The organism is Nocardioides sp. 616 (assembly GCF_002930065.1).
GTDB lineage: Bacteria > Actinomycetota > Actinomycetes > Propionibacteriales > Nocardioidaceae > Nocardioides > Nocardioides houyundeii.
The window spans coordinates 68,203-91,897 of sequence record NZ_POAG01000011.1 but is presented as its reverse complement, the minus strand read 5'-3'; the positions used below and the strand labels follow the sequence as shown (position 1 = coordinate 91,897).

The window sequence follows — 23,695 nt, the reverse complement described above, 5'->3', positions numbered from 1 at the left end:
ACCGGTCTCGCTCAACGGGGACTCCTCACGGTGATGATGTGTGCTGGCTGGTGCCCCGGGTCGAGGCGGACGTAATTGTGCTGGCTCCAGCTCCACTCGTCGCCGGTGAGGTCGTCGGAGGCGATGAAGGAGTCGTGCCAGCCCAGGCCCAGCGCCGGCATGTCCAGGTGGACCATGGTCTCCCGGGTGGCGTGCGGGTCCAGGTTGATGACGACCAGGACCACGTCGTCGTCGCGGCGCTTGCTGAAGACCAGCACGTTCTCGTCGTCGGAGGAGTGGATGCTGATGTTGCGCAGCAGCTGCAGCGCCGGGTGCGCGCGCCGGATCTCGTTCAGCTGCCGCAGGTACGGCGCCAGGGTGCGGCCCTCACGCTCGGCACCCTCCCAGTCGCGGATCCGGATCTGGTACTTCTCCGAGTCCAGGTACTCCTCGCTGCCGGGCTTGACCGCGACGTGCTCGTACAGCTCGTACCCGGCGTACACCCCCCAGGAGGGCGAGCCGGTGGCCGCCAGCGCGGCGCGGATCTTGAACGCAGCGGGACCGCCGTACTGCAGGAACGCCGGCAGGATGTCGGGGGTGTTGACGAAGAAGTTCGGCCGCATCACGTGGTCGCTCTCGTGCGAGACCTCGAGCAGGTACTCCTCGATCTCCCACTTCGCGGTGCGCCAGGTGAAGTAGGTGTAGGACTGCTGGAAGCCCACCGCGCCCAGGCCGTGCATCATCGCCGGGCGGGTGAACGCCTCGGACAGGAACACCACGTCGGGGTCGGTACGACGCACCTCGCGCAGCAGCCACTCCCAGAACGCGAGCGGCTTGGTGTGCGGGTTGTCGACCCGGAAGATGCGCACCCCGTGCGACATCCAGTGCCGCACGATGCGCAGCACCTCCCGGCAGATGCCGACCGAGTCGTTGTCGAAGTTGATCGGGTAGATGTCCTGGTACTTCTTGGGCGGGTTCTCCGCGTAGGCGATGGTGCCGTCGGCCTGGGTGGTGAACCACTCCGGGTGGGAGGTCACCCAGGGGTGGTCCGGTGCCGCCTGCAGGGCCAGGTCCAGGGCCACCTCCAGGTCGAGCTCGCGAGCCCGGGCGACGAAGGCGTCGAAGTCCTCCAGCGTCCCCAGCTCGGGGTGGATCGCGTCGTGGCCGCCGTCCTTGCTGCCGATCGCCCAGGGTGAGCCCGGGTCGTCGGGACCGGGCGTGAGGGTGTTGTTGGGTCCCTTGCGGTTGACCTCGCCGATGGGGTGGATCGGTGGCAGGTAGATGACGTCGAAGCCCATCTCGGCCACCGCGTCCAGGCGCTGGGCCGCAGTGCGGAAGGTGCCGCTGCGGACCTTGCCCGTGACCTCGTCGACGGAGGCACCCTCGGAGCGCGGGAAGAACTCGTACCAGCTGCCGCACAGGGCGCGAGCCCGGTCGACGAAGAGGGGGTAGGGGCCCTCGACGGTGACCAGGTCGCGCAGCGGGTGCGCCTGCAGGACCGCGTCCAGCTCCTGGGACTCCAGCACCGCCAGACGCGCCTCGACGGGCCGCTCGGTGTCGGCCGCGGCCTGCAGGGCGCCCTTGATGGCGGTCTTCGAGGCCCGGTCCAGACCGGCGAACCCGGCGGCCCGCTCCAGCAGGAGACGGCCCTCGGTGAACATCAGCTCCACGTCGACGCCGGCCGGGACCTTGACGCCGGCGTTGTGGCGCCAGGTGGCCCACGGGTCGGACCAGGCCTGGATCTCGAACGACCAGGAGCCCACGGCGTCCGGCACGACCTCGGCGTCGTAGCGGTCCGGGACCTCCGGGTGCGCCTGCATGCGGCTCGGCGGACGGCGTACGCCGTCGGGGTCGACGAGCACGACCTCCGCGCCGAGCTTGTCGTGCCCCTCTCGGAACACGACGGCGCGCACCGGCAGCGGCTCGCCCACTGTTGCCTTCGCGGGGAGCCTGCCGAGGTCCACCACAGGGTGTACCGACATCACTGGAATTCGTCCGACCATGGGGCAACCCTTGCTGACCGTTCCGGCGCTGCGCAAGCGGGGGTACCCCCAGGATTCAGCACCTGTCCGAGTGGGTACCACTGGCCGAGCACGGCTTTTGTTGGATCGATCAAAGAAAATGCCCTACGGTCACGTGGGTGCGAGCGATTCGACGATTCAACGTCCGTCCTGTCCTTCCCGAGGCGATCTCCGACCTGGGGGTGCTGGCCGGCAATCTGCGCTGGTCCTGGCATCCGCCGACCCAGGACGTGTTCCGGGCCGTGGACCCCGCCCTGTGGCAGCAGGTCGACCACGACCCGGTGCGGCTGCTCAGCGTGGTCAGCCGGGAGCGGCTGGCCGAGCTGGCCGCCGACGACGCCTTCCGGACCTCGGTGGCCGAGGCTCGCCGTTCGCTGGAGGAGTACCTCTCCGGTGAGCGCTGGTACGCCCGCCGCGCCGGAGCCGAGGCGCCCCGCTCCATCGCCTACTTCTCACCCGAGTACGGCATCACCGCCGTGCTCCCGCAGTACTCCGGTGGTCTCGGCATCCTGGCCGGAGACCACCTCAAGGCCGCCTCGGACCTCGGCATCCCGCTGACCGGGGTGGGACTGCTCTACCGCCACGGCTACTTCAAGCAGTCGCTCTCCCGTGACGGCTGGCAGCAGGAGACCTATCCGGTGCTCGACCCCGACGAGCTGCCGCTGCGGATGCTGCGCGAGGCGGACGGCTCCCGGGCCATGGTCTCGATCGCGCTGCCGGACGGGCCCGACCTCCTGGCCCGGATCTTCGTGGCCTCGGTGGGCCGGGTGCCGCTGCTGCTCCTGGACTCCGACATCGAGGAGAACCCCCAGCACTACCGCGACGTCACCGACCGGCTCTACGGCGGCAACTCCGAGCACCGCCTGCGGCAGGAGCTGCTGCTGGGCATCGGCGGGGTCCGCGCGCTGCGCACCTGGTCGCGGCTGACCGGCGCCCCCGAGCCGGAGGTCTTCCACACCAACGAGGGCCACGCCGGGTTCCTGGGGATCGAGCGGATCCGCGAGCTCACTGCTGCACCTGAGGGACCTCAGCTCGACTTCGACACCGCGCTGGAGGTCTGCCGCGCCGGCACCGTGTTCACCACGCACACGCCGGTGCCCGCGGGGATCGACAGGTTCGAGCGGACCCTGGTCGACCAGTACTTCGGCGGCGGCTCCTCCCCGGCGCCGGGGGTCCCCGTCGACCGGGTCCTGGGTCTCGGGGCCGAGGACTACGAGGGCGGCGACGCCGGTGTGTTCAACATGGCCGTCATGGGCTTCCGGCTGGCCCAGCGGGCCAACGGCGTCTCCCAGCTGCACGGGCAGGTCTCACGGGGGATGTTCAACGGTCTGTGGCCCGCCTTCGACGAGGCCGAGGTGCCGATCGGCTCGATCACCAACGGGGTCCACGGCCCCACCTGGATCGCGCGAGAGATCTTCGAGCTGGTGGCCGCACGGGGCGCGGACGTCGACGGCGACGACACCGACGCGCTGTGGCCGATGGTCGATGCGGTCAGCGGCCGGGAGATCTGGGACCTCAAGCGCACGCTGCGCGCCCGACTGGTCGATGACGCCCGGGCCCGGCTGGTCCGTTCCAGCCTCAAGCGCGGCTTCACCCGCGCTGAGCTCGGATGGATCGACGACGCCCTCGACCCGGACGTGCTGACCATCGGCTTCGCCCGCCGCGTCCCGTCGTACAAGAGGCTGACGCTGATGCTGCGCGACCCGGCCCGGCTCAAGCGGCTGCTGCTGGACCCCGACCGCCCGATCCAGCTGGTGATCGCCGGCAAGTCGCACCCGGCGGACGACGGCGGCAAGCGGCTGATCCAGGAGATGGTGCGCTTCGCCGACGACCCCGAGGTGCGGCACCGCATCGCGTTCCTGCCCAACTACGACATCGCGATGGCGCAGCCGCTCTACCCCGGCTGCGACGTGTGGCTGAACAACCCGCTGCGGCCCTACGAGGCGTGCGGCACCTCGGGCATGAAGGCCGCCCTCAACGGCGGCCTCAACCTCTCCATCCTCGACGGCTGGTGGGACGAGTGGTACGACGGCAACAACGGCTGGGCGATCCCGTCGGCCGACGGCATCGAGGACGGCGACCGGCGTGACGACCTGGAGGCCGCCGCCCTCTACGACCTGATCGAGCACGAGGTCGCGCCCCGCTTCTACGACGTTGACGAGGAGGGCGTGCCGACCCGGTGGGTGGAGATGGTGCGGCACACCCTCAAGTCCCTCGGGCCCAAGGTGCTGGCCACCCGCCAGGTGCGCGACTACGTCATCGAGCTCTACGCCCCCGCGGCCCGGACCGCACGCCGGCTCAACGCGGACTACTCCGGGGCCCGCGACCTGGCCGCGTGGAAGCAGCGAGTGACCGCCGCCTGGGGTGGCGTGCACGTGGAGCACGTGGAGTCCCACGGCCAGGGCGACACCCCGGAGGTGGGGGACACCCTCACCGTGCGTGCCTTCGTGGCCCTGGACGGACTCTCGCCGCAGGACGTGGAGGTGCAGGTCGTGCACGGCCGCACCGGAGCCGAGGACGTGATCGCCCAGACCTCGGTGCTGCCCATGTCGGTGACCGAGTCCTACGAGGACGGGCGGCACCGGTTCGACGCCGAGCTGCCCCTGGACCACTCCGGGTCCTTCGGCTACACGGTCCGGGTGGTGCCCCGCAACGACGTGCTCGCCTCGGTCGCGGAGCTGGGACTCGTGGCGCTGCCCTAGGCTGCGCAGCTGCGCTGGCGGGGCCAGGTCAGCGGATCGACCTGGCCGCGAGCCGCGCCTCCAGCTTCGCGTCGTGGGCGAGGTGCCGGGCCTGACGACGTGCGTCTCGGGCGACCCGCCGGGCACGCCAGGCGACTCCCGGCTTGCCCTCGGTGTCGACCGCGGCGAGCAGCAGCCCGCCGAGCAGGCTCAGGTTCTTGGCGACCTGCATCTTGTTCTGGGCTCGTGCGGCGCGGTCGCTGTCCTCCCAGAAGGGGTGACCGGCCACGGTGGTGGGCACCAGGGAGGCGGCGAGCACGGCGGCTGAGGTTCGGGGGGCGCGGCCCGTGGCGAGCATGGCCGCGGCGCCCACCTGGACCGCGCCGTTGATCCGGACCAGCGTCGCCGGGTCCTCGGGGATCGGGATGCCCTGCGCCTTGGCGAGCGGCACCAGACGGTCGGTGACGCGCCTCGCCTTGGCGACCAGGGCGTCGGGGCTCTTGACCGCGTGGTAGCCGCCGTAGACGAACAGGGTGCTGAGCAGGGGACGGGCGATGAGTCGTGAGATGGCCATGACCCATGCCTACCCCGTCAGGCTGGCCAGCACACCTGTCATCGGCGGCGTGCCCTGCTGGCGGCGGCACCCCGGACTGCTGCTCAGGTCTGGCGCACCACCACGCCGGAGCACCCCTGCAGTCGCACCGTCTGCCCCGCGGTGACCAGGGTCCCGGGTGGGTTGTCGGTGTCGGTGGAGAGCACGATCTCGCCCTCCTGGACCCACTGGTTCTCGGGGAAGGTGACCTCGACAGGCTCGGGTTCGCTGTTGAGCCACACCACGAACGACTTGTCGTGCAGCTGCTCGCCGCGCGGGCCGGGGGAGCGCAGCGGGTTGCCGGAGACGAACATCCCCACCACCCTGATCGACTCGTCGTACCAGTCCTCGGTCGACATCTCCCGACCCTGCGGGTGCAGCCACGCGAGGTCCTTGGCGCCGCCGCGGATCGCCGGCCGCCCCTCGAACCAGTGCCGCTGGCGCAGGGCCGGGTGCTCACGCCGCAGGCGCAGGGCGGTCTTGGTGTGCTCGTAGACGTCGAGCCACGCGTCGTCGGGACGCCAGTCGATCCAGGACGTCTCGTTGTCCTGGCCGTAGGGGTTGTTGTTGCCGCGCTGGGTCCGCCCACGCTCGTCACCCGCGGTGAGCATCGGCACCCCGGCACTGAGGCAGAGCGTGGTCATCAGGTTCCGCGCCTGGCGGCGGCGCAGCGCGACCACGCGCTGGTCGTCGGTCTCGCCCTCGACACCGCAGTTCCAGGACCGGTTGTTGTCGCTGCCGTCGGCGTTGTGCTCGCCGTTGGCCTCGTTGTGCTTGCGCTCGTAGGAGACCAGGTCGCGCAAGGTGAAGCCGTCGTGGGCGGTGACGAAGTTGACCGAGGCGTACGGCGACCGTCCGTCGTCGGCGTAGAGGTCGCTGGAGCCGGCGAGCCGCGTCGCCACGGTGCGGATCCCCCTGCTCTGTCCTCCCCAGAAGTCGCGCATCGTGTCGCGGAACTGGTCGTTCCACTCGACCCAGGGCGGCGGGAACTCACCGACCCGGTAGCCGTCCATGGAGGTGTCCCACGGCTCGGCGATGAGCTTGACGTGGCGCAGCACCGGGTCCTGGCCGATGGCGGTCAGCAGGTGGCTGCCCATGTCGACGGTCTGGTTGGTGCGGGTCAGGGCGGACATCAGGTCGAAGCGGAAGCCGTCGACGTGCATCTCGTTCACCCAGTAGCGCAGCGAGTCCAGGATCATCCGCAGCGACTGGGTGTGCGTGGCGTCCACGGTGTTGCCGCAGCCGGTGACGTCCCAGTAGGTGTCGGGCCGCTGCGGCCGGCCGTCCGCGTCGACCACGCGCTGGTAGTAGCCCAGGTCGTCGAGTCCCCGGAAGCTCAGGGTCGGGCCCAGGGGGCCGGCCTCGGCGGTGTGGTTGTAGACCACGTCCAGGATCACCTCGAGCCCGGCGTCGTGGAACGCCTTGACCATCTGCTTGAACTCGGTGACCTGCTGCCCGCGGTCGCCGCTGGCGGAGTAGGCGTTGTGGGGAGAGAAGAAGTTGATGGAGTTGTAGCCCCAGTAGTTCACCAGGCCGCGTGCGGCCAGAGCCGGCTCGGAGACGAACTGGTGGACGGGCAGCAGCTCCACGGCCGTGATGCCGAGGTCCCGCAGGTAGTCGGTGACCGCGGGCGTCGCCAGGCCGGCGTACGTGCCGCGGAGCTCCTCGGGCACCCGGTCGTGCAGCGCGGTCATGCCCTTGACGTGCAGCTCGTAGATCACCGTGTCGCGCCACCGGCGACGGAGCGGGACCTCCCCGCCCCAGTCGAAGGAGTCGTGGACCACCACGCTGCGCGGCACGTACGGCGCGGAGTCCAGCTCGCTGCGCTGGGTGGGCGCGTCCGTCAGGTAGCCGAAGACCGCCGGGTGGCTCGCGAGCTGACCGCACACAGCCTGGCCATAGGGATCGAGCAGGAGCTTGGCGGCGTTGAAGCGCAGGCCCTCGGAGGGGAGCCAGGGCCCGTCCGCGCGATAGCCGTACGCCGTGCCCACCGGGACCGCCGGGATCGCGCTGTGCCACACCCCCAGCGACTGCTCGAGCAGCTCGACGCGGTGCTCGACGCCGTCGTCGTCGAACAGGCACACCCAGACCCGGGTGGCCTGGGGTGCGTAGACGGCGAAGTTCGTGGCCTCGGGGGTCCAGCTCGAGCCCAGCGGCCAGTTTCTGCCGGGCCAGACGTCGGTGGTCTCGTGCTCGTGGTCCCACATTCCCGGTGTCACGGTCCTCATTGTCGCCGATTAGGGTCACGGGGACCGCGCAACCGAGGAACCAAGGAGTGGTGATGGGCGAGTTCGTGAACCTCGAGGTGACTGACGGCGTCGGCACGATCCGGCTCGACCGCCCCAAGATGAACGCCCTGAACCAGCAGGTCCAGGAGGAGATCCGGGCCGCTGCGACCGAGGCCACCGACCGCGACGACGTGCGCGCCGTCGTCGTCTACGGCGGGGAGCGGGTCTTCGCTGCCGGTGCGGACGTCAAGGAGATGGCCCAGATGTCGCACACCGACATGGTCAAGCGCTCCGGAGGTCTCCAGTCCGCCATCACCGCGGTGGCCAAGATCCCCAAGCCCGTCGTGGCCGCCGTCACCGGCTACGCCCTGGGTGGCGGCTGCGAGCTGGCGCTCTGCGCGGACGTGCGCATCGCGGCTGAGGACGCCGTCCTCGGCCAGCCCGAGGTGCTCCTGGGGATCATCCCCGGCGCCGGTGGCACGCAGCGGCTGGCTCGGCTGGTCGGGCCCTCGAAGGCCAAGGACCTGATCTTCACCGGACGGTTCGTCAAGGCGGACGAGGCGCTGGCGATCGGCCTGGTGGACCGGGTCGTGCCCGCGGACCAGGTCTATGTCGAGGCCGTCGCGTGGGCCAGCCAGTTCGTCAAGGGTGCCCCGTTCGCGCTGAGGGCCGCCAAGGAGAGCATCGACCGCGGCCTCGAGGTCGACCTGGAGACGGGTCTGGAGATTGAGCGCCAGCAGTTCGCGGCGCTTTTCGCCACCGAGGACCGTGCCCTCGGCATGGGGTCGTTCGTTGAACGGGGACCTGGCAAGGCCGAGTTCGTCGGCCGCTGATCCGACAGAGGGGCCGACGCGTGACAACTCAGCAGCAGCAGGTCAGGGCCCGACCCGTGGTGGCGGCGACGCGGGGGCGGGTCGCCCAGCTGCTGTGGATCGCGTGCGCGCTGGCCGCGAACCTGATGGCGTGCGGTGCCCTGCTGGTGGCGCTGCGGGCGAGCGAGGACCACTACCTCGTCTCCCTGGTGCTCTCGGGAGCCGACAGGGCAGACCTGCACGTCCTCGACCGGCATACCGGGCTGGGGCAGTTCTCGGGGGAGCGGGCCCTGATCCGGAGCACGCTGCTGAACTGGGGACTCGCGGCGGTCGCGTGGCTGGCCATCGGCCGGGTGCTGGACCGCCTGACGCGTCCCTGAGCAGGGCAGGCCTGCGGCGACGCGCGACCGGTGTCGCCCGGAACTTGCACACCCTGAGCGTGAGCGGTGCAACGAAACGTCGAAGGTTTGGCTCTTCCCGTCGATGGGCACCACGAGTGACTACAGTCACGATCTCAGCCACGGAAGACTTCGATCTTCTCGTGAAGAACCACTTCGGAGGAAATATCTTCATGCGTACTTCTGCACTTCGCCGCTCCATCGCCGCCGGCGCCTCGGTTGCCGTCGCCGCCGTCGGGATGGCCAGCTTCGCGCCCGCCGCCCAGGCTGAGAGCGCCAAGATGACGTTCAACTGCAAGCTGCTCGGTGGCCTCGTCTCGGCCGACTTCACCACCGTGGCCGACACCACCCTGCCGGCCTCGGTGCCGCTGGGCAGCTCCACGCAGATCGACTTCTCCGCCACCATCACCGTGCCGGAGAGCACCGCCAACACCGCCCGTACCTTCGGCGAGACCGTGCAGGGCTCGGCTGCCATCGCCACCACCGTCGACGGCCAGGCCGCTGCCGCCACGGCCACGCTGCCCGCCACCAACATCGCCGGCACCACCGGCGCGCTGGACCTCAAGGTCACCGGCTCCTCCTCGGCTCCGTACGTCGCCGACAAGGCCGGCAAGAAGACGGTGAAGCTCGCGAGCTACACCGCCGACCTGGTCTTCGTGAAGGCCGCCACCGGCACCCAGACCAAGGTCGACGTGGTGTGCAACGCCGCGGCCGACGCCAACACCGCGGTGGACACGTTCAACGTCGTCGACCCCAACGCCCCGGCCGTCCAGAAGACGTCCACCGAGGCGTCGGCCGTCTACAAGAAGAAGGCGAAGAAGGTCGTCGCCAAGGTCGAGGTCCTCAACGCCGACGACAGCGCCGCCACCGGCGACGTCAAGCTCGTGCTCAAGAAGGGCAACAAGAAGGTCGGCAAGGCCGTCACCGTCTCCCTGAACAAGAAGGGGAAGGCCAAGAACGTCTTCACCAAGGTGGCCAAGAAGGGCAAGTACACCCTGAAGGTCAACTACAAGGGCAGCGACGCCTCGAAGAAGTCCAGCAGCAAGGTCAAGCTCGTCATCAAGTGACCTGATCAGCAGCACCTCGTTCCCCGCACCGGCTCGCCGGTGCGGGGAACGTTGCATTTGGCCCGGGAGACCGCGAGCACCAATTGCGCGCGCCCCTACGTCATATGTCGGTCTGGCTAGGAGTTCTCCCCAATTGTGGCTAGAGTCACGTTCAGTTACGGGGGGGTAACAAGAACTGCCCCTCTACGCACTTACCTGGAGGGCAATACTTCATGCGCAACTCTTCACTCCGTCGTTCCCTGGCAGCCGGCGCCTCGATCGCCGTCGCAGCCGCCGGCTTCGCGGCCTTCGCTCCGTCGGCCACGGCCGCCAGCGGGAACATCACGTTCAACTGCAACCTCGACATCGGCGGCGGGCTCGTCGTCCCGTCCGACTTCACCACGGTCGCGGACACGAACCTCCCCGCCTCGGTTGCCCTCGGCAGCTCGACGCCGGTCGCCTTCACCTCGACCATCACCGTCCCGGCGACCACCGCCGACGCCGCTCGCAACCTGCTGGGCGACACCGTCGCGGGCACCGCGAGCATCGCGACGACCATCAACGGTGCCGCAGCTCCGGCCACCGCACCCGTGCCCACCACCTCCCTCGGCGCAGCAGGCACCCCCCTGGTCCTGAGCATCGCCGGGTCCGGAACGGCGAACTATGTCGCCGACACCGCTGGCACCAAGGTCGTCAAGGTGCCCAACTACACCGCGGCACTGGTCTTCACCAACTCCGGCAGCACTGCCGCGGGCACCCCGGTGGCCGTTTCGTGCACCGCCGCCACCGGCGCGGACACCACGGTCGACACCTTCACCGTGACCGACCCGAACGCCCCGGTCCCCACTCCGACCCCGACCCCGACCCCGGCGCCGGCGGCCCAGGACACCACCACCAAGGTGGTGAAGGCCACGTACAAGAAGAAGGCCAAGAAGCTCGTCACCCTGGTCCAGGTCCGCAACGAGGACAAGACTGCCGCTGCCGGTGACGTCAAGCTCGTGCTGAAGAAGGGCAACAAGAAGATCGGCAAGACGGTCACCGTCACCCTGAACAAGAAGGGCAAGGCGACCAACGTCTTCACCAAGATCTCCAAGAAGGGCAAGTACACCCTGAAGGCGAACTACAAGGGTGCCGACCTGTCCAAGCGCTCGAAGACCACGTACACCATCAAGATCAAGTGATTCCTGCCTGATCCCCGCACCATCGACGAACCCCGCCCCGGTCTGACCGGGCGGGGTTCGTCCCATTTCGTCCCGGACGGTGCCCGGTCGGCCCCCGAGGCGACATCGGGGCTCAATGATCCCCACTATCGGGGATGGACTTGTCTGTGCTGAGAGCCCTTCGACATCTGCTCGAAACAAAGTGTCCAGAACCTGAGAAGGACCTCCCGTTTCCCGGTGAGAAGTGGCTAAGGTCACATTTGAGTTACGGATCAGTAACCTACCTGTCCGTAAGGCTCACTTTTCTAGGGGAGGGAAACCCATGCTCAATGTTCTCAAGCGCAGCCTCGCGCTGACCGCAACCACCGCGATGGCGGCCGCCGGTCTCGCCGCCTTCGCGCCGTCCGCCTCGGCTGTCAGCGGCAACGTCACCTACAACTGCAAGCTGCTGGGCGGCTTCCTGTCGTCCGACTTCGGAACCGTCTCCGACACCAACCTGCCCGCCACCCTGACCGTGGGCGACTCCAGGGCCGTGAACTTCACGTCGACGATCACTGTCCCTGCTGCTACCGCGGACGTCTCCCGCAACCTCGGCGTCACGGTCTCCGGCACCGCCAACATCGCGACCACGGTCAACGGGGCAGCTGCCCCCGCCACGGCCAACATCCCGAGCACCCCCCTGGGTGCCGCCGGTACCCCCTTGGTCCTGGCCATCTCCGGATCGGCCACCGCCAACTACGTGGCTGACACCGTCGGCGTCAAGACCGTCAAGGTGCCCAGCTACACCGCGGACCTGGTCTTCACCTCCGCGACCGGCGGCACCACCGCGGTCGACGTGCAGTGCACGGCAGCCGCCGGCGCGGACACCACGGTCGACACCTTCGAGGTTGTGGCCAAGCCCACGCCGACCCCCACGCCGACGCCGACTCCGACTCCCACGCCCACCCCCACGCCCACCCCCACGCCGACGCCGACCCCCACGCCGACGCCGACCCCCACCCCGACCGTGACGCCCACGCCGACCCCGACGCCGACCGTGACGCCTACGCCCACGCCGACCGTGAAGCCGACGCCGACCCCGACCGTGACGCCGACGCCGGGCCCGAACGACTTCTTCGCCAAGATCCTGGCCGCCCTGAAGAGGCTCGCCTGCATCATCTTCAAGTGCTGAACAGCTGAGCAGCAGAGCCGGTCGTCCTGACCAGGACGACCGGCTCGAAGCACCGGCCCGCCGGTGTGAGAGACCCCACCGTGGACGCATGTGCCGCGGTGGGGTCTTGCGTTGTAACCTCGCGAACACATTCCCAGCGCACAGGAGGAGCCTTCGGGCACACCACCATGAACATTGTTGTCTGCGTGAAGCACGTCCCCGACGCCACTGCCGATCGGCAGTTCGAGTCGGACAACACCGTCGATCGCGTTGGCGTCGACGGTCTCCTTTCCGAGCTGGACGAGTACGCCGTCGAGCAGGCCCTCCAGATCAAGGAGAAGGCCGGCGACGGTGTCGAGGTGACTGCGCTGTGCGTGGGACCTGAGAAGGCAGTCGACGCGGTGCGGAAGGCGCTGCAGATGGGCGCCGACAAGGGCGTGCACGTGGTCGACGAGGCCATCGCAGGCTCGGACTCCATCGCCACCTCCCTGGTGCTCGCCAAGGCCATCGAGAAGCTCGGCTCCGTCGACCTCGTCCTGTGCGGCATGGCCTCGACCGACGCCGGCATGAGCGTGGTGCCCGCGATGCTCGCCGAGCGTCTCGGCCTCCCGCAGGTCACCCAGGCCTCCGTCGTGGAGACGCAGGGCGACCAGGTCCGGATCAAGCGCGACGGCGACGCAGCCACCGAGGTGATCGGCGCCACCATGCCGCTCGTGCTCTCGGTCACCGACCAGTCCGGCGAGGCCCGCTACCCCTCCTTCAAGGGGATCATGGCGGCCAAGAAGAAGCCGATGGAGACCTTCTCGCTCGCAGACCTGGGTGTGGACGCCGGCGAGGTCGGCCTCTCCGTCGCCTGGAGCGCCGTCGAGGACACCACTGCCCGCCCGCCGCGCACCGCCGGCGAGATCGTCAAGGACGAGGACGGCACGGGTGCCAAGGCGCTCGCGGACTTCCTCGCCTCGAAGAAGTTCATCTGAGGAGCGTGTGACCCATGTCTGAAGTTCTCGTTGTGGTCGACCACGTCGACGGTGCTGTCAAGAAGCCGACGTACGAGCTGCTCACCATCGCCGCGCGGCTCGGTGAGCCGTCCGCGGTGTTCATCGGCTCGGCTGCCCAGGGCGCCGAGGTGGCCGAGGCCGTGAAGAAGTACGGCGCGGAGAAGGTCTACGTCGTCGATGACGCGCAGATCAAGGGCTACCTCGTGGCCCCCAAGGCCGAGGCCCTGCAGCAGCTGGTGGAGAAGACCTCGCCTGCCGCTGTGCTCATCCCCTCCTCGGTGGAGGGCAAGGAGGTGGCCGCGCGTCTGGCCATCAAGACCTCCTCCGGCCTGATCACCGACGCGGTGGACGTGCAGGAGGGTCCGGTGACCACCCAGTCGGTCTTCGCCGGCAACTACACCGTCACCGCCAAGGTCACCAAGGGCACCCCGATCATCACCGTCAAGCCCAACTCCGCCGCACCGGAGGAGAAGGCCGGTGCCGGCACCGTCGAGGAGTTCGCCGCGACGATCTCCGACGGCGCCAAGACCGCCCAGATCGTGGCCTCCCAGCCGCGTCAGGCCACCGGTCGCCCCGAGCTGACCGAGGCCGCGATCGTGGTCTCGGGTGGCCGTGGCACGGGCGGCAACTTCGAGCCGGTGGAGGACTTCGCCGACTCGCTCGGTGCTGCCGTCGGTGCCTCGCGCGCTGCGGTCGACTCCGGCTGGAAGCCGCACACCTTCCAGGTCGGCCAGACCGGCAAGACCGTTTCGCCGCAGCTGTACGTCGCCGCCGGGATCTCCGGTGCCATCCAGCACCGGGCCGGCATGCAGACCTCGAAGACCATCGTCGCCATCAACAAGGACGAGGAGGCGCCGCTCTTCGAGCTCGTCGACTTCGGTGTGGTCGGCGACCTGCACTCGGTGCTGCCCGCCGCCACGGAGCTCGTCAAGGCCCGCAAGGGCTGAGCCGCTCCACCCGCGCACGCCGGCGCCCCGTCCCCGCTGGGGTCGGGGCGCCAGCCATTTCCCGGCCGTTTCCCGACCAGGCGGCCACCGCGGCCGCGACACCTGGCGGTGCCGTGCACGCCGACCGCTTATCGTGACGCGGTGATTCCACCCCCTGTGCTGCGCGTCCACCAGCGGCGGGCGCTGGCCGCCTTGCACGCGACCTGGGCGATGGGGCGCACCCGGGCCTGGGTGGTACTACCGCCAGGGGCCGGCAAGACCCGGGTCGGGATCGAGACCATCGGTGCGCACCTGGCAGCGGGCGAGGTCACCCATGCGGTGGTGCTGAGCCCCAACACCGCCATCCAGGCTCAGTGGACCCGCGCCGGCGAGTCGCAGGGTCTGGAGGTGAGCGAGACGCGCGAGCTCGCCCACACGATGACCTCCTTGACCTACCAGTCGCTGGCCGTGTTCGACCCGGAGTCCGAGGAGTCCGAGGAGTCCGATCCCCCGGCGCCGACGGCACTCCTGGACCGGCTCCATCCACGAGGTCTGGCGTTGGTCGAGCGGATGCGCCGGGAAGAGGGACTGCTGCTGGTGCTCGACGAGTGCCACCACCTCCTGGAGGTCTGGGGACGGCTGCTGGGGGAGCTCCTGGAACAGCTGCCCACAGCCCGCGTGCTGGGACTGACCGCCACGCCGCCCGAGACGCTGCGCCCCGACCAGGCCCAGCTCGTCGACGACCTCTTCGGGGAGGTGACGTTCTCCGCCGGGGTGCCCGCGGTGGTGAAGGAGGGGGACCTGGCTCCGTTCGCCGAGCTGGCCTGGCTGACGACCCCCACCGCCGACGAGGAGCAGTGGCTGGCCGAGGAGGGGACCCGCTTCGCCGAGCTCACCACCCACCTGACGGATCCCGGCTTCGGATCTGTGCCGTTCCTGGAGTGGATCGACCGCCGCTTCGTCCTCCCGGTGCCGCGGACGCTCACCTGGACCACCCTGGCCCGGCAGAGCCCTGCAGCCGCGCGAGCAGTGCTCCGGCTCCACCACCAGGGTCTCGTCGCACTGCCGCACGGCGCTCGTCCCGGCGAGGAGCACCGCCGTCCTCCGTCCGTGGAGGACTGGCTGGAGGTGGTCGAGGACTGGCTGCTGAGGCACGTCGCGGTCACTGGGGACCCCCGCGACGACGAGGTCGTGCAGGTGGTGCGCCGAGCGCTCAGCTCCGTGGGCTTCTCGTGGACCCGCCACGGGATCCGGCGTGGCCGGTCCTCGGTCGACCGGGTGCTGGCCCGCTCGCGCGCGAAGGCCAACGCCACGGTCGACATCGTGGCCTGCGAGCTGGCGGTCCTGGGACCGAGGCTGCGGATGCTGGTCCTCTGCGACCACGAACGCGCGTCCGCGACGCTGCCGACGGGACTCGACGGCGTCCTCGACCAGCAGTCCGGCTCGGCGGTGGCGGTCCTGGAGACGCTCGTTGCCGATCCCACGACACGCGCGCTGTCGCCCCTCATGGTCACCGGTTCCACGGTGGCGGGGGAGCGCGGGCCGCTGCTGGCCCTCGTCGAGCACGTCGCCGAGACCGAGCCCGGGGTCGCGGCCCGGCTCGCCGTCCTACCGCTTCCGGGGACCTCGGTGTGCCAGCTCGCCGGGCCCTGGACCAGCCGGCGCTGGGTGGGTCACGTCACGCGGTTCTTCGAGTCGGGCGGGTGCGGCGTCCTGGTCGGGACTCGAGGACTGCTGGGCGAGGGATGGGACGCGCGCGGGGTCACCGGCCTGGTGGACCTGACCACCGCGACCACCCTGACTGCGGTGGTCCAGACCCGGGGTCGCGCGCTGCGGACCGACCCGGGATGGCCCGACAAGGTCGCGATCAACTGGTCGGTGGTCTGTGTCTCCGACGCCCACCCCAAGGGCGGCAACGACTGGGACCGCCTGGTCCGCAAGCACCACGGGTTCCACTGCGTCGACGAGGACGGCGACGTGGTCGACGGGGTCGCCCACCTGGACTCGGCGTTCTCGGAGTTCGGACCGCCGCCCACCACCGAGATCGCGAGCGTCAACGCCCGGATGCGAGTGCGATGCGCGCAGCGGGCGGAGATCGCTCGGCGCTGGCGGGTGGGGGAGCCGTACGACGACCGGACCGTGGCCACCTTGCGGGTTGTCGGTGGACCCGCGAGCACCGTCACGGCGGGACAGCCGGTGCGACTGCCGACTCCGCAGCCCGCCCGAGTCGTCCAGGGCCCGGACGCGGTGGTGCTGCGCGAGGTGCCGGAGGGCCCGGAGCTCATCGGCGTCGCGGCCGGCGGGCCCCTCGGCGCGGGTGTGCTGCTGGCCGGCGGCGGCGCGGCGCTGGTGCCGGCTGCGGGGGCGGTTCCGGGCACCGTCGGCTTGGCCGTGGCGACGGCCCTGGGGCTGGTCAGCGCGGGCGGGCTCGGGCTCGCCGGCCTCTCCTGGCGGCTGCGCAGTCACGCGCTCAATGCCTGGGCTCGCGACCTGCTGCTCGAGGCGTCGGCGCCCCCGACGGTCCACGCGGTGGCGTGCGCGGTGGCCGAAGGACTCAACGAGGCCGGCCTGGTGGGCGCCGGGCCGCACGACGTGGTGGTCGAGGTGCACGAGGGCGGGGAGTACCGCTGCCGGATCGCGGGCGCCCCGCTGGCTGACTCCGAGGTCTTCACCGAGGCGCTGGACGAGGTGCTCGCGCCGATGGCGGCACCGCGCTACGTGGTGGCCCGGCACGTGGGGGACGTCCCGGCGTCCCCGGTGGGTCGAGCCCGGACCCTGGCCCAGGCCGCTGCAGCCGTGCGGGCCCGCGGAGCGACGGGGGTGGTCTGGCACAGCGTCCCCACGGTGCTGGGCGTCAACGCCACCCGTGCCGGGTGCTTCTCCCGGGCCTGGGACCGCTGGGTGGGTGGTGAGCGGCTGCTCTACACCGGGTCCCCGGAGGGCGCCGGCGTGCTCGCTGCCCAGGCGGGGGCCGACCCGTTCGAGGTCACCACCGTGATACGCCGTCACTGGACGTGAGCCTCGTCGCGCTCCGCGGATAGGCTCGACCCATGACGACCACCGAGGACCTGCGCGCCGTGGCGCTCCGGGCCCGCGAAGCCAGCTACGAGCTCGCGCTGGCCACCCGTGCCCAGAAGGACCACGCGCTGCGCGCCATGGCCGAGGGGCTGGTGGCGCGCTCGCCGGACATCCTGCGTGCCAACGCCGAGGACGTCGAGCGGGCCGAGGCCGGCGGTTCGCCGGCCAACATGATCGACCGGCTGCGCCTCACCGCTGAGCGGCTGGAGGCGATGGCCCAGGGCCTGCGCGACGTGGCCGGGCTGCCGGACCCGGTCGGCGAGGTGGTCCGGGGCTCACGGCTGGCCAACGGCCTGGAGCTGCGCCAGGTGCGGGTGCCCTTCGGCGTCGTCGGCATGATCTACGAGGCGCGGCCCAACGTCACCGCCGACGCCGCAGGGATCTGCCTGAAGTCCGGCAACGCGGTGCTGCTGCGGGGCTCCTCGAGCGCCCGGTCCTCCAACGCCGCCATCGTGGCAGCGCTGCGTGAGGCGGTGGCCTCTGCTGGCCTGCCGGCGGACGTGGTGCAGCAGGTGCCGGGGGAGAGCCACGACAGCGTCAAGGACCTGATGCGGGCCCGCGGGCTGGTCGACGTGCTCATCCCGCGCGGCGGGGCGGGGCTGATCCGCTCGGTGGTGCAGGAGTCGACCGTGCCCGTGATCGAGACGGGCGTGGGCAACTGCCACGTCTACGTGGACCGGGCGGCCGACCTCGACAAGGCGCTGGCCATCGTCGTGAACTCCAAGACCCACCGCACCAGCGTCTGCAACGCGGCGGAGTCGCTGCTGGTCCACGAGGACATCTCCTCCCACTTCCTGCCGCGGGTGGTCGAGGCGCTGCAGGCCGAGGGCGTGACCATCCACGGTGACGACTCCTTCCTCGACTTCGACGGCGTGCTGGCCGCGACCGAGGAGGACCACGGCACCGAGTACCTCTCGCTGGACATCTCGGCCAAGGTGGTGGAGTCGCTGGACGAGGCGATCGCCCACATCCGCCGCTACTCCAGCGCCCACTCCGACGCCATCGTGACCGAGGACCTCGCCGCCGCTCAGCGCTTCACCGCTGCTGTGGACTCGGCCGCGGTCCTGGTGAACGCCTCGACCCGGTTCACCGACGGTGGGGAGTTCGGCTTCGGCGCCGAGATCGGCATCAGCACCCAGAAGCTCCACGCCCGGGGGCCGATGGGCCTGCCCGAGATGACCTCCACCAAGTACGTCGTCACCGGCGACGGGCACGTCCGCTGAGGCGCCGCCGCGTGCAACGGGGGAGCGTGCCGGTAGGATCGCGGACATGTCGCTGAACGACCTGATCCTGGCCGCGTCCGAGCACGGTGAGCCCGCCATCCACCCCTACGCCGTGGGCGTTGGCACGTTGATCATCCTCCTCGCCCTCCTCGGTGCTCTGGTGGCCTTCGGCGGCGGGCGCGAGCACAGCTGAGCGTGGACACTCCGCGCCGAGTCGGGGTGATGGGCGGCACCTTCGATCCCATCCACCACGGCCACCTGGTGGCCGCCTCCGAGGTGCAGGCCTGGTTCGACCTCGACGAGGTCGTCTTCGTGCCGACCGGCGCGCCGTGGCAGAAGGCGGACCGCGACGTCTCAGGTGCCGAGCACCGCTACCTGATGACGGTGATCGCCACCGCCGCAAACCCACGTTTCCGGGTCAGCCGGGTCGACATCGACCGCAGCGGGCCGACGTACACCATCGACACGCTGCGCGACCTGCACGTCGAGCTGCCCGACGCCGAGCTGTACTTCATCACCGGCCTGGACGCGCTGGCAGACATCTTCACCTGGCGTGACGCCGACGAGCTCTTCGAGCTCGCCAACTTCGTGGGCTGCACGCGGCCCGGCTACGAGATGGACGCCCAGGCGCTCGACGCCATCCCGGCGGACCGCGTCTCCCTGGTCGAGATCCCGGCGCTGGCCATCTCCTCCTCCGACGTCCGTGAGCGCAAGAAGCGCGGCGAGCCCGTCTGGTACCTCGTGCCGGACGGTGTCGTGCAGTACATCGCCAAGCACCACCTCTACTCCGTCCCTGCGGTTCCCGCAGGGCAGAAGGACACCCAGTGACCGCCACAGACCACGCCATCGAGCTCGTGAGGACGGCCGCGCTCGCGGCCTCCGACAAGCTCGCCAAGCAGATCGTCGCCTTCGACGTCAGCGAGCAGCTGGCCATCACCGACGCCTTCCTCATCGCCTCGGGGTCCAACGACCGTCAGGTCAAGGCCATCGTCGACGAGGTCGAGGACAAGCTGCGCGAGCACGGCGTCAAGCCGATCCGGCGCGAGGGTGGCCGGGACGGGCGTTGGGTCCTCATCGACTACGGCGACGTGGTGATCCACGTGCAGCACGAGGAGGAGCGCGCCTTCTACGCTCTCGAGCGACTCTGGCGCGACTGCCCGTCCATCTCCCTGCCTGAGGGTGTTGAGGCGCCCACGGCCGCCCCGAACCGGGCGCAGGACGAGGACGAGACCGTCACGGACCCGGCCGCGCCCTCGGGTGACTGAGCCCCGGCGGCTGCTGCTGCTGCGGCACGGCCAGACGGCCTGGAACGCCGAGCACCGGGCGCAGGGACAGCGCGACGTGCCGCTGGACCAGACCGGCCTGCTCCAGGCCAAGAGCGTGGCGCCGGTGCTGGCTGCGATGGAGCCCGCCTTCGTGCGCTCCTCCGACCTGGCTCGGGCCCGCGTGACAGCCGAGACGGTCGCGGATGCTGCCGGCGTCTCGGTCGCCACCGACGCCCGGCTGCGTGAGTTCGACCTCGGCGCGCGGACCGGTCAGACGATGGCCGAGTACGCCGCCACGCATCCCGAGGAGTTCCGGCGCTTCCGGGCCGGCCAGTACGACGTCGCGCCGGGCGGGGAGTCGCGGGCGACCGTGACCGCTCGGGTCACCGGCGCCCTGGACGACGCCCTGGCCGCGCTGGCGCCGGGGGAGCTGGGGATCGTGGTGGGGCACGGCGCGGCGACCAAGGTCTCGCTGCTGGAGTGGCTGGCGCTGCCGCCCGCCGCCTCCGCCGTCCTGGGCGCGCTCGGCAACTGCCACTGGGCGTTGGTCGACGACTCCGGCGACCCCACCGGCCCGGCGGACGGACGCCGGCTGGTCGCCTACAACCGCCATGCCTGACCCCCGATTCGCATCCCGATCGGCCATTGGCTAACATTCTGCGAGTTGCCACCGAACAGGTGGGAATGATGGGGCTGTGGCGCAGCTGGTAGCGCATCTGCATGGCATGCAGAGGGTCAGGGGTTCGAGTCCCCTCAGCTCCACCGAAGTAGCAAGACTCAGAGGCCGTGAAGCAGTCCTAGCAACAGGACGCGACACGGCCTCTGGTGCATTTATGCGCCCTCCAGGGGCTGCACATGCTCAGTTGTGGCGGTGAGGGGATGAGCCGGCTTGCCCCTGAGTAGACCCCGAAGTCGGGAACGTCGCGGCACTCCCCGTGGTTGAGTAGTGGTGAGGGCGGCGACCGACCACCCTCGAGGAGTGATGAAGATGAGTCAGCCGTACTACGGCCCGCCCCAGACGCCGGTTGCCGCCGGTGACGAGCGCACCTTCGGCATGCTGGCCCACCTCGTGCCGCTGGTGGCCATGGTCGCCTCGGCCGGACTGCTCGGTTTCGTGGGCTCCCTGGTGATCTACCTGGTCTACCGCGACCGCGGAGACTTCGTCCGGACCCACGCGGCCAACTCGCTCAACGTCCAGATCATGACGGGGATCATCCTGCTGATCTCGTTCCCGCTGATGCTGGTGCTGATCGGGTTCGTGACCTACCCGCTGGCTCTGCTGGTGGCCTTCGTCCTGCACGTCATCGGGGCACTGAAGGCGAACAAGGGGGAGTGGTGGAGCCCGCCGTTGACCCCGCGCTTCGTCTCCTGACGTCCTTGGGATCCTTCGGCCCCGTCCGGCTCGCGCGCCTCGCCATGACGCGCCGCGCCGGGCGGGGTTACCATGGCTCCATGCGTACGACGCTCCTTCTTGGACAGCCGCGCTGATCAGCACGATCACCGCGGCCACCCTCCCTGCCCGGAGGGTTTTTTTGTGCCCCGCAGCGGGGCCCGGGCCGGAGCAGACGCAGACGACGAGGAGACGGACATGAGCCAGCAGACCACCCCGGCACCGAGCGAGACCGACCGCGAGTCGGCGTACGACGTCGCGGCCGTGGAGGCCAAGTGGCTCCCGGTGTGGGAGCGGCTGCAGCAGTTCCGGGCCGACGACGACAGTCCCCGGGAGAAGCGCTACGCGCTGACGATGTTCCCCTACCCCAGCGGCGACCTGCACATGGGTCATGCCGAGGTGATGGCGCTGCACGACGTCGTCGCCCGCTACTGGTGGCTGAAGGGTTACGAGGTCCTCAACCCCATGGGCTGGGACTCGTTCGGTCTGCCCGCCGAGAACGCCGCGATCAAGAACGATGCCCACCCGGCGGCGTACACCTACGACAACATCGACACCCAGTTCCGCTCGTTCCAGCGCTACGGCACCAGCTTCGACTGGACCCGACGGTTCAACACCTCCGACCCGGAGTACTACCGCTGGACCCAGTGGCTTTTCCTGCGCTTCCACGAGAAGGGCCTGGCCTACCGGAAGAAGTCGCCGGTCAACTGGTGCCCGGTCGACCAGACCGTGCTGGCCAACGAGCAGGTCGTCGACGGCGCCTGCGATCGTTGCGGCGCGGAGGTGACCAAGCGTGAGCTGACCCAGTGGTTCTTCCGCACCACCGAGTACGCCCAGGAGCTGCTGGACAGCCTGGACGACCTGGCGCCGACCTGGCCGAGCAAGGTGATCAACGCCCAGCGCAACTGGATCGGTCGCTCCGAGGGCGCGCACGTGACCTTCGACATCGCGGACCGGGAGCCGGTCACCGTCTTCACCACCCGTCCCGACACCCTGTGGGGTGCGACGTTCATGGTGGTCGCGGCCGACGCGGAGCTGGCCCAGCGTCTGGTGACCGACGACCGCCGACACGCGCTGGAGGACTACCTGGCCGAGGTGCGCAAGGCCAGCGACATCGACCGGCTGGCCACCGACCGGCCCAAGAGCGGGGTCGACCTGGGCGTCACCGCGACCAACCCGGTGACCGGGGAGCAGATGCCGGTGTGGGCCAGCGACTACGTGCTGGCCGACTACGGCACGGGCGCGATCATGGCGGTGCCGGCCCACGACCAGCGCGACCTCGACTTCGCCCGGGCGATGGGCCTGCCGGTACGCCGTGTCGTCGACACCGGAGAGGAGAACCCGGAGGAGTCCGGGGTGGCCACCACCGGGAACGGCGTCTACGTCAACTCCGGCCCGCTGGACGGCGTCACCGACAAGGCCGCCGGCATTCACCAGGTCATCGAGCTGCTGGAGGCCGAGGACCGCGGCACCGGGACGGTCAACTTCCGGTTGCGGGACTGGCTGCTCAGCCGCCAGCGCTACTGGGGCGCTCCGATCCCGATCGTGCACTGTGCCGAGCACGGTGAGGTCGCCGTCCCCGACGACCAGCTGCCGGTGCGGCTGCCGGAGCTGAAGGGCGCCGACCTCAAGCCCAAGGGCACCTCCCCGCTGGGCGGTGCCACGGAGTGGGTGGAGACGACCTGTCCGACGTGTGGTGGTCCGGCCCGCCGGGACACCGACACGATGGACACCTTCGTGGACTCCTCGTGGTACTTCTTCCGCTACGTCTCCCCCCACGACGAGACCCAGCCCTTCGACCAGGCACTGGCGAACGCGTGGGGCCCTGTCGACCTGTACGTCGGTGGCGACGAGCACGCCGTGCTGCACCTGTTGTACGCGCGCTTCTTCACCAAGGCGCTGCGCGACATGGGCCTGGTCGGCTGGGACGAGCCGTTCTCGGCCTACCTGAGCCAGGGCAAGGTGCTCAACCAGGGGCGCAAGATGAGCAAGTCGCTGGGCAACGGGGTGAACCTGGGCGAGCAGCTGGACGCGTTCGGCGTGGACGCCGTCCGGCTGACGCTGGTCTTCGCCAGCCCGCCCGAGGACAACATCGACTGGGCGGACGTCTCACCGGCCGGCTCGCTGCGCTTCCTCACCCGCGCCTGGCGCCTGTCCGGCGACGTCACCAGCCAGCCCGGCACCTCGCCCGAGGGCGGCGACCTGGCGCTGCGCCGCGTCACCCATCGGACGGTCGCGGACGCCGACCAGCTGGTGGCCAGCCACCGCTTCAACGTGGTGGTGGCCCGCACCATGGAGCTGGTCAACGCCACCCGCAAGGCCATCGACTCCGGGTGCGGACCGGCGGACCCCGCGGTGCGCGAGGCAGCGGAGACAGTGGCGGTGCTGCTGTCCCTGGTCGCCCCCTACACCGCTGAGGAGATGTGGGAGCGGCTGGGCCACGAGCCCTCGGTGAGCCAGGCGGGCTGGCCCGAGGTCGACCAGGCTCTGCTAGTGGAGGACTCCGTCACCGCCGTGGTCCAGGTGCAGGGCAAGGTGAAGGGCCGACTCGAGGTCGCGCCGGACATCTCCGAGGCGGACCTGGAGGCCGCGGCCCTGGCCGACGAGGCCGTGCTGCGGGCCATCGACGGTCGCCCGGTGCGCAAGGTGGTCGTGCGGGCACCGAAGCTGGTCAACATCGTCGTCTGAGCGGTTCCGAACCAGCACGAGCGTCTCGGCGCGAGACCACGAGGCCCCCGCGGTGAGCAT

At 70.3% G+C, this 23,695-nt stretch carries 19 protein-coding genes and 1 tRNA gene; 17 read left to right on the top strand and 3 right to left on the bottom strand.

From position 1 onward, the window contains the following. Positions 1-11: 11 nt before the first annotated feature. A complete protein-coding gene (locus C5H89_RS04265) occupies positions 12-1,982 on the bottom strand; it encodes a maltotransferase domain-containing protein (protein ID WP_104105845.1) in 1,971 nt (656 codons plus the stop codon). Between the two features lie 137 nt (positions 1,983-2,119). Between C5H89_RS04265 and glgP the strand changes: the two genes are divergently transcribed. Further along, positions 2,120-4,702 carry an alpha-glucan family phosphorylase gene (gene glgP, locus C5H89_RS04260; protein WP_104105844.1) on the top strand — a complete coding sequence of 861 codons (2,583 nt, stop codon included), beginning with the start codon at positions 2,120-2,122 and terminating at the stop codon, positions 4,700-4,702. 28 nt (positions 4,703-4,730) lie between these two features. Here glgP and C5H89_RS04255 read toward each other — a convergent pair whose 3' ends face one another. Beyond that, positions 4,731-5,255 carry a DoxX family protein gene (locus C5H89_RS04255; protein WP_104105843.1) on the bottom strand — a complete coding sequence of 175 codons (525 nt, stop codon included), beginning with the start codon at positions 5,253-5,255 and terminating at the stop codon, positions 4,731-4,733. 83 nt (positions 5,256-5,338) lie between these two features. Then, positions 5,339-7,501 (bottom strand): glycogen debranching protein GlgX, encoded by a 2,163-nt coding sequence (gene glgX / locus C5H89_RS04250; protein ID WP_240181698.1) that lies wholly within the window; start codon positions 7,499-7,501, stop codon positions 5,339-5,341. A 53-nt stretch (positions 7,502-7,554) separates the two neighbouring features. Here glgX and C5H89_RS04245 point away from each other — a divergent pair, with 53 nt between their 5' ends. The 16 genes from C5H89_RS04245 to leuS all read left to right on the top strand — a co-directional run bounded on the left by C5H89_RS04245 (position 7,555) and on the right by leuS (position 23,635). Beyond that, a complete protein-coding gene (locus C5H89_RS04245; RefSeq protein ID WP_104105888.1) occupies positions 7,555-8,334 on the top strand; it encodes an enoyl-CoA hydratase-related protein in 780 nt (259 codons plus the stop codon). Positions 8,335-8,354: 20 nt separating this feature from the next. Next, positions 8,355-8,693 (top strand): hypothetical protein, encoded by a 339-nt coding sequence (locus tag C5H89_RS04240; protein WP_162799203.1) that lies wholly within the window; start codon positions 8,355-8,357, stop codon positions 8,691-8,693. Between the two features lie 191 nt (positions 8,694-8,884). Next, the gene (locus tag C5H89_RS04235; RefSeq protein ID WP_104105840.1) at positions 8,885-9,778 is read left to right on the top strand and encodes a hypothetical protein; all 894 of its coding nucleotides are present in this window, start codon (positions 8,885-8,887) and stop codon (positions 9,776-9,778) included. Between the two features lie 212 nt (positions 9,779-9,990). Continuing rightward, positions 9,991-10,938, top strand: a complete 948-nt coding sequence (locus C5H89_RS04230) for a DUF6801 domain-containing protein (protein WP_104105839.1) — start codon at positions 9,991-9,993, stop codon at positions 10,936-10,938. Between the two features lie 301 nt (positions 10,939-11,239). After that, a complete protein-coding gene (locus C5H89_RS19065; RefSeq protein WP_205304860.1) occupies positions 11,240-12,088 on the top strand; it encodes a hypothetical protein in 849 nt (282 codons plus the stop codon). Positions 12,089-12,255: 167 nt separating this feature from the next. Then, a complete protein-coding gene (locus C5H89_RS04215) occupies positions 12,256-13,044 on the top strand; it encodes an electron transfer flavoprotein subunit beta/FixA family protein (RefSeq protein WP_104105837.1) in 789 nt (262 codons plus the stop codon). 14 nt (positions 13,045-13,058) lie between these two features. Then, entirely contained in the window at positions 13,059-14,012 is a 954-nt protein-coding gene (locus tag C5H89_RS04210) for an electron transfer flavoprotein subunit alpha/FixB family protein (protein ID WP_104105836.1), read from the top strand. Between the two features lie 141 nt (positions 14,013-14,153). Continuing rightward, a complete protein-coding gene (locus tag C5H89_RS04205) occupies positions 14,154-17,009 on the top strand; it encodes a DEAD/DEAH box helicase family protein (RefSeq protein WP_240181696.1) in 2,856 nt (951 codons plus the stop codon). Positions 17,010-17,041: 32 nt separating this feature from the next. Next, the gene (locus C5H89_RS04200; protein ID WP_104105834.1) at positions 17,042-18,292 is read left to right on the top strand and encodes a glutamate-5-semialdehyde dehydrogenase; all 1,251 of its coding nucleotides are present in this window, start codon (positions 17,042-17,044) and stop codon (positions 18,290-18,292) included. A gap of 46 nt (positions 18,293-18,338) precedes the next feature. Next, positions 18,339-18,485 (top strand): hypothetical protein, encoded by a 147-nt coding sequence (locus tag C5H89_RS19060; protein WP_205304855.1) that lies wholly within the window; start codon positions 18,339-18,341, stop codon positions 18,483-18,485. 2 nt (positions 18,486-18,487) lie between these two features. Further along, entirely contained in the window at positions 18,488-19,120 is a 633-nt protein-coding gene (nadD, locus tag C5H89_RS04195; protein ID WP_275887099.1) for a nicotinate-nucleotide adenylyltransferase, read from the top strand. Continuing rightward, positions 19,117-19,557, top strand: a complete 441-nt coding sequence (rsfS, locus tag C5H89_RS04190; RefSeq protein WP_104105832.1) for a ribosome silencing factor — start codon at positions 19,117-19,119, stop codon at positions 19,555-19,557. Before nadD ends, rsfS begins: the two co-directional genes overlap by 4 nt. Continuing rightward, complete coding sequence (locus C5H89_RS04185; RefSeq protein ID WP_104105831.1) at positions 19,550-20,176, top strand: histidine phosphatase family protein; 627 nt, start codon at positions 19,550-19,552, stop codon at positions 20,174-20,176. The genes rsfS and C5H89_RS04185 overlap by 8 nt, the downstream gene beginning before the upstream one ends. A gap of 70 nt (positions 20,177-20,246) precedes the next feature. Beyond that, positions 20,247-20,319: transfer RNA gene (locus tag C5H89_RS04180), tRNA-Ala, on the top strand. Positions 20,320-20,545: 226 nt separating this feature from the next. Continuing rightward, complete coding sequence (locus C5H89_RS04175; protein WP_205304854.1) at positions 20,546-20,929, top strand: DUF4870 domain-containing protein; 384 nt, start codon at positions 20,546-20,548, stop codon at positions 20,927-20,929. A 216-nt stretch (positions 20,930-21,145) separates the two neighbouring features. Continuing rightward, positions 21,146-23,635, top strand: a complete 2,490-nt coding sequence (leuS, locus tag C5H89_RS04170; protein ID WP_104105829.1) for a leucine--tRNA ligase — start codon at positions 21,146-21,148, stop codon at positions 23,633-23,635. Positions 23,636-23,695: the final 60 nt, after the last annotated feature.

Coding starts and splice junctions, on each gene's coding strand:
- C5H89_RS04175 (WP_205304854.1), top strand. CDS start 20,546: ATGAGTCAGCCGTACTACGGCCCGCCCCAGACGCCGGTTGCCGCCGGT.
- C5H89_RS04265 (WP_104105845.1), bottom strand. CDS start 1,982: ATGGTCGGACGAATTCCAGTGATGTCGGTACACCCTGTGGTGGACCTC.
- C5H89_RS04255 (WP_104105843.1), bottom strand. CDS start 5,255: ATGGCCATCTCACGACTCATCGCCCGTCCCCTGCTCAGCACCCTGTTC.
- C5H89_RS04235 (WP_104105840.1), top strand. CDS start 8,885: ATGCGTACTTCTGCACTTCGCCGCTCCATCGCCGCCGGCGCCTCGGTT.
- C5H89_RS19065 (WP_205304860.1), top strand. CDS start 11,240: ATGCTCAATGTTCTCAAGCGCAGCCTCGCGCTGACCGCAACCACCGCG.
- C5H89_RS19060 (WP_205304855.1), top strand. CDS start 18,339: ATGTCGCTGAACGACCTGATCCTGGCCGCGTCCGAGCACGGTGAGCCC.
- C5H89_RS04230 (WP_104105839.1), top strand. CDS start 9,991: ATGCGCAACTCTTCACTCCGTCGTTCCCTGGCAGCCGGCGCCTCGATC.
- C5H89_RS04210 (WP_104105836.1), top strand. CDS start 13,059: ATGTCTGAAGTTCTCGTTGTGGTCGACCACGTCGACGGTGCTGTCAAG.
- C5H89_RS04245 (WP_104105888.1), top strand. CDS start 7,555: ATGGGCGAGTTCGTGAACCTCGAGGTGACTGACGGCGTCGGCACGATC.
- C5H89_RS04200 (WP_104105834.1), top strand. CDS start 17,042: ATGACGACCACCGAGGACCTGCGCGCCGTGGCGCTCCGGGCCCGCGAA.
- C5H89_RS04215 (WP_104105837.1), top strand. CDS start 12,256: ATGAACATTGTTGTCTGCGTGAAGCACGTCCCCGACGCCACTGCCGAT.
- leuS (WP_104105829.1), top strand. CDS start 21,146: ATGAGCCAGCAGACCACCCCGGCACCGAGCGAGACCGACCGCGAGTCG.
- glgX (WP_240181698.1), bottom strand. CDS start 7,501: ATGAGGACCGTGACACCGGGAATGTGGGACCACGAGCACGAGACCACC.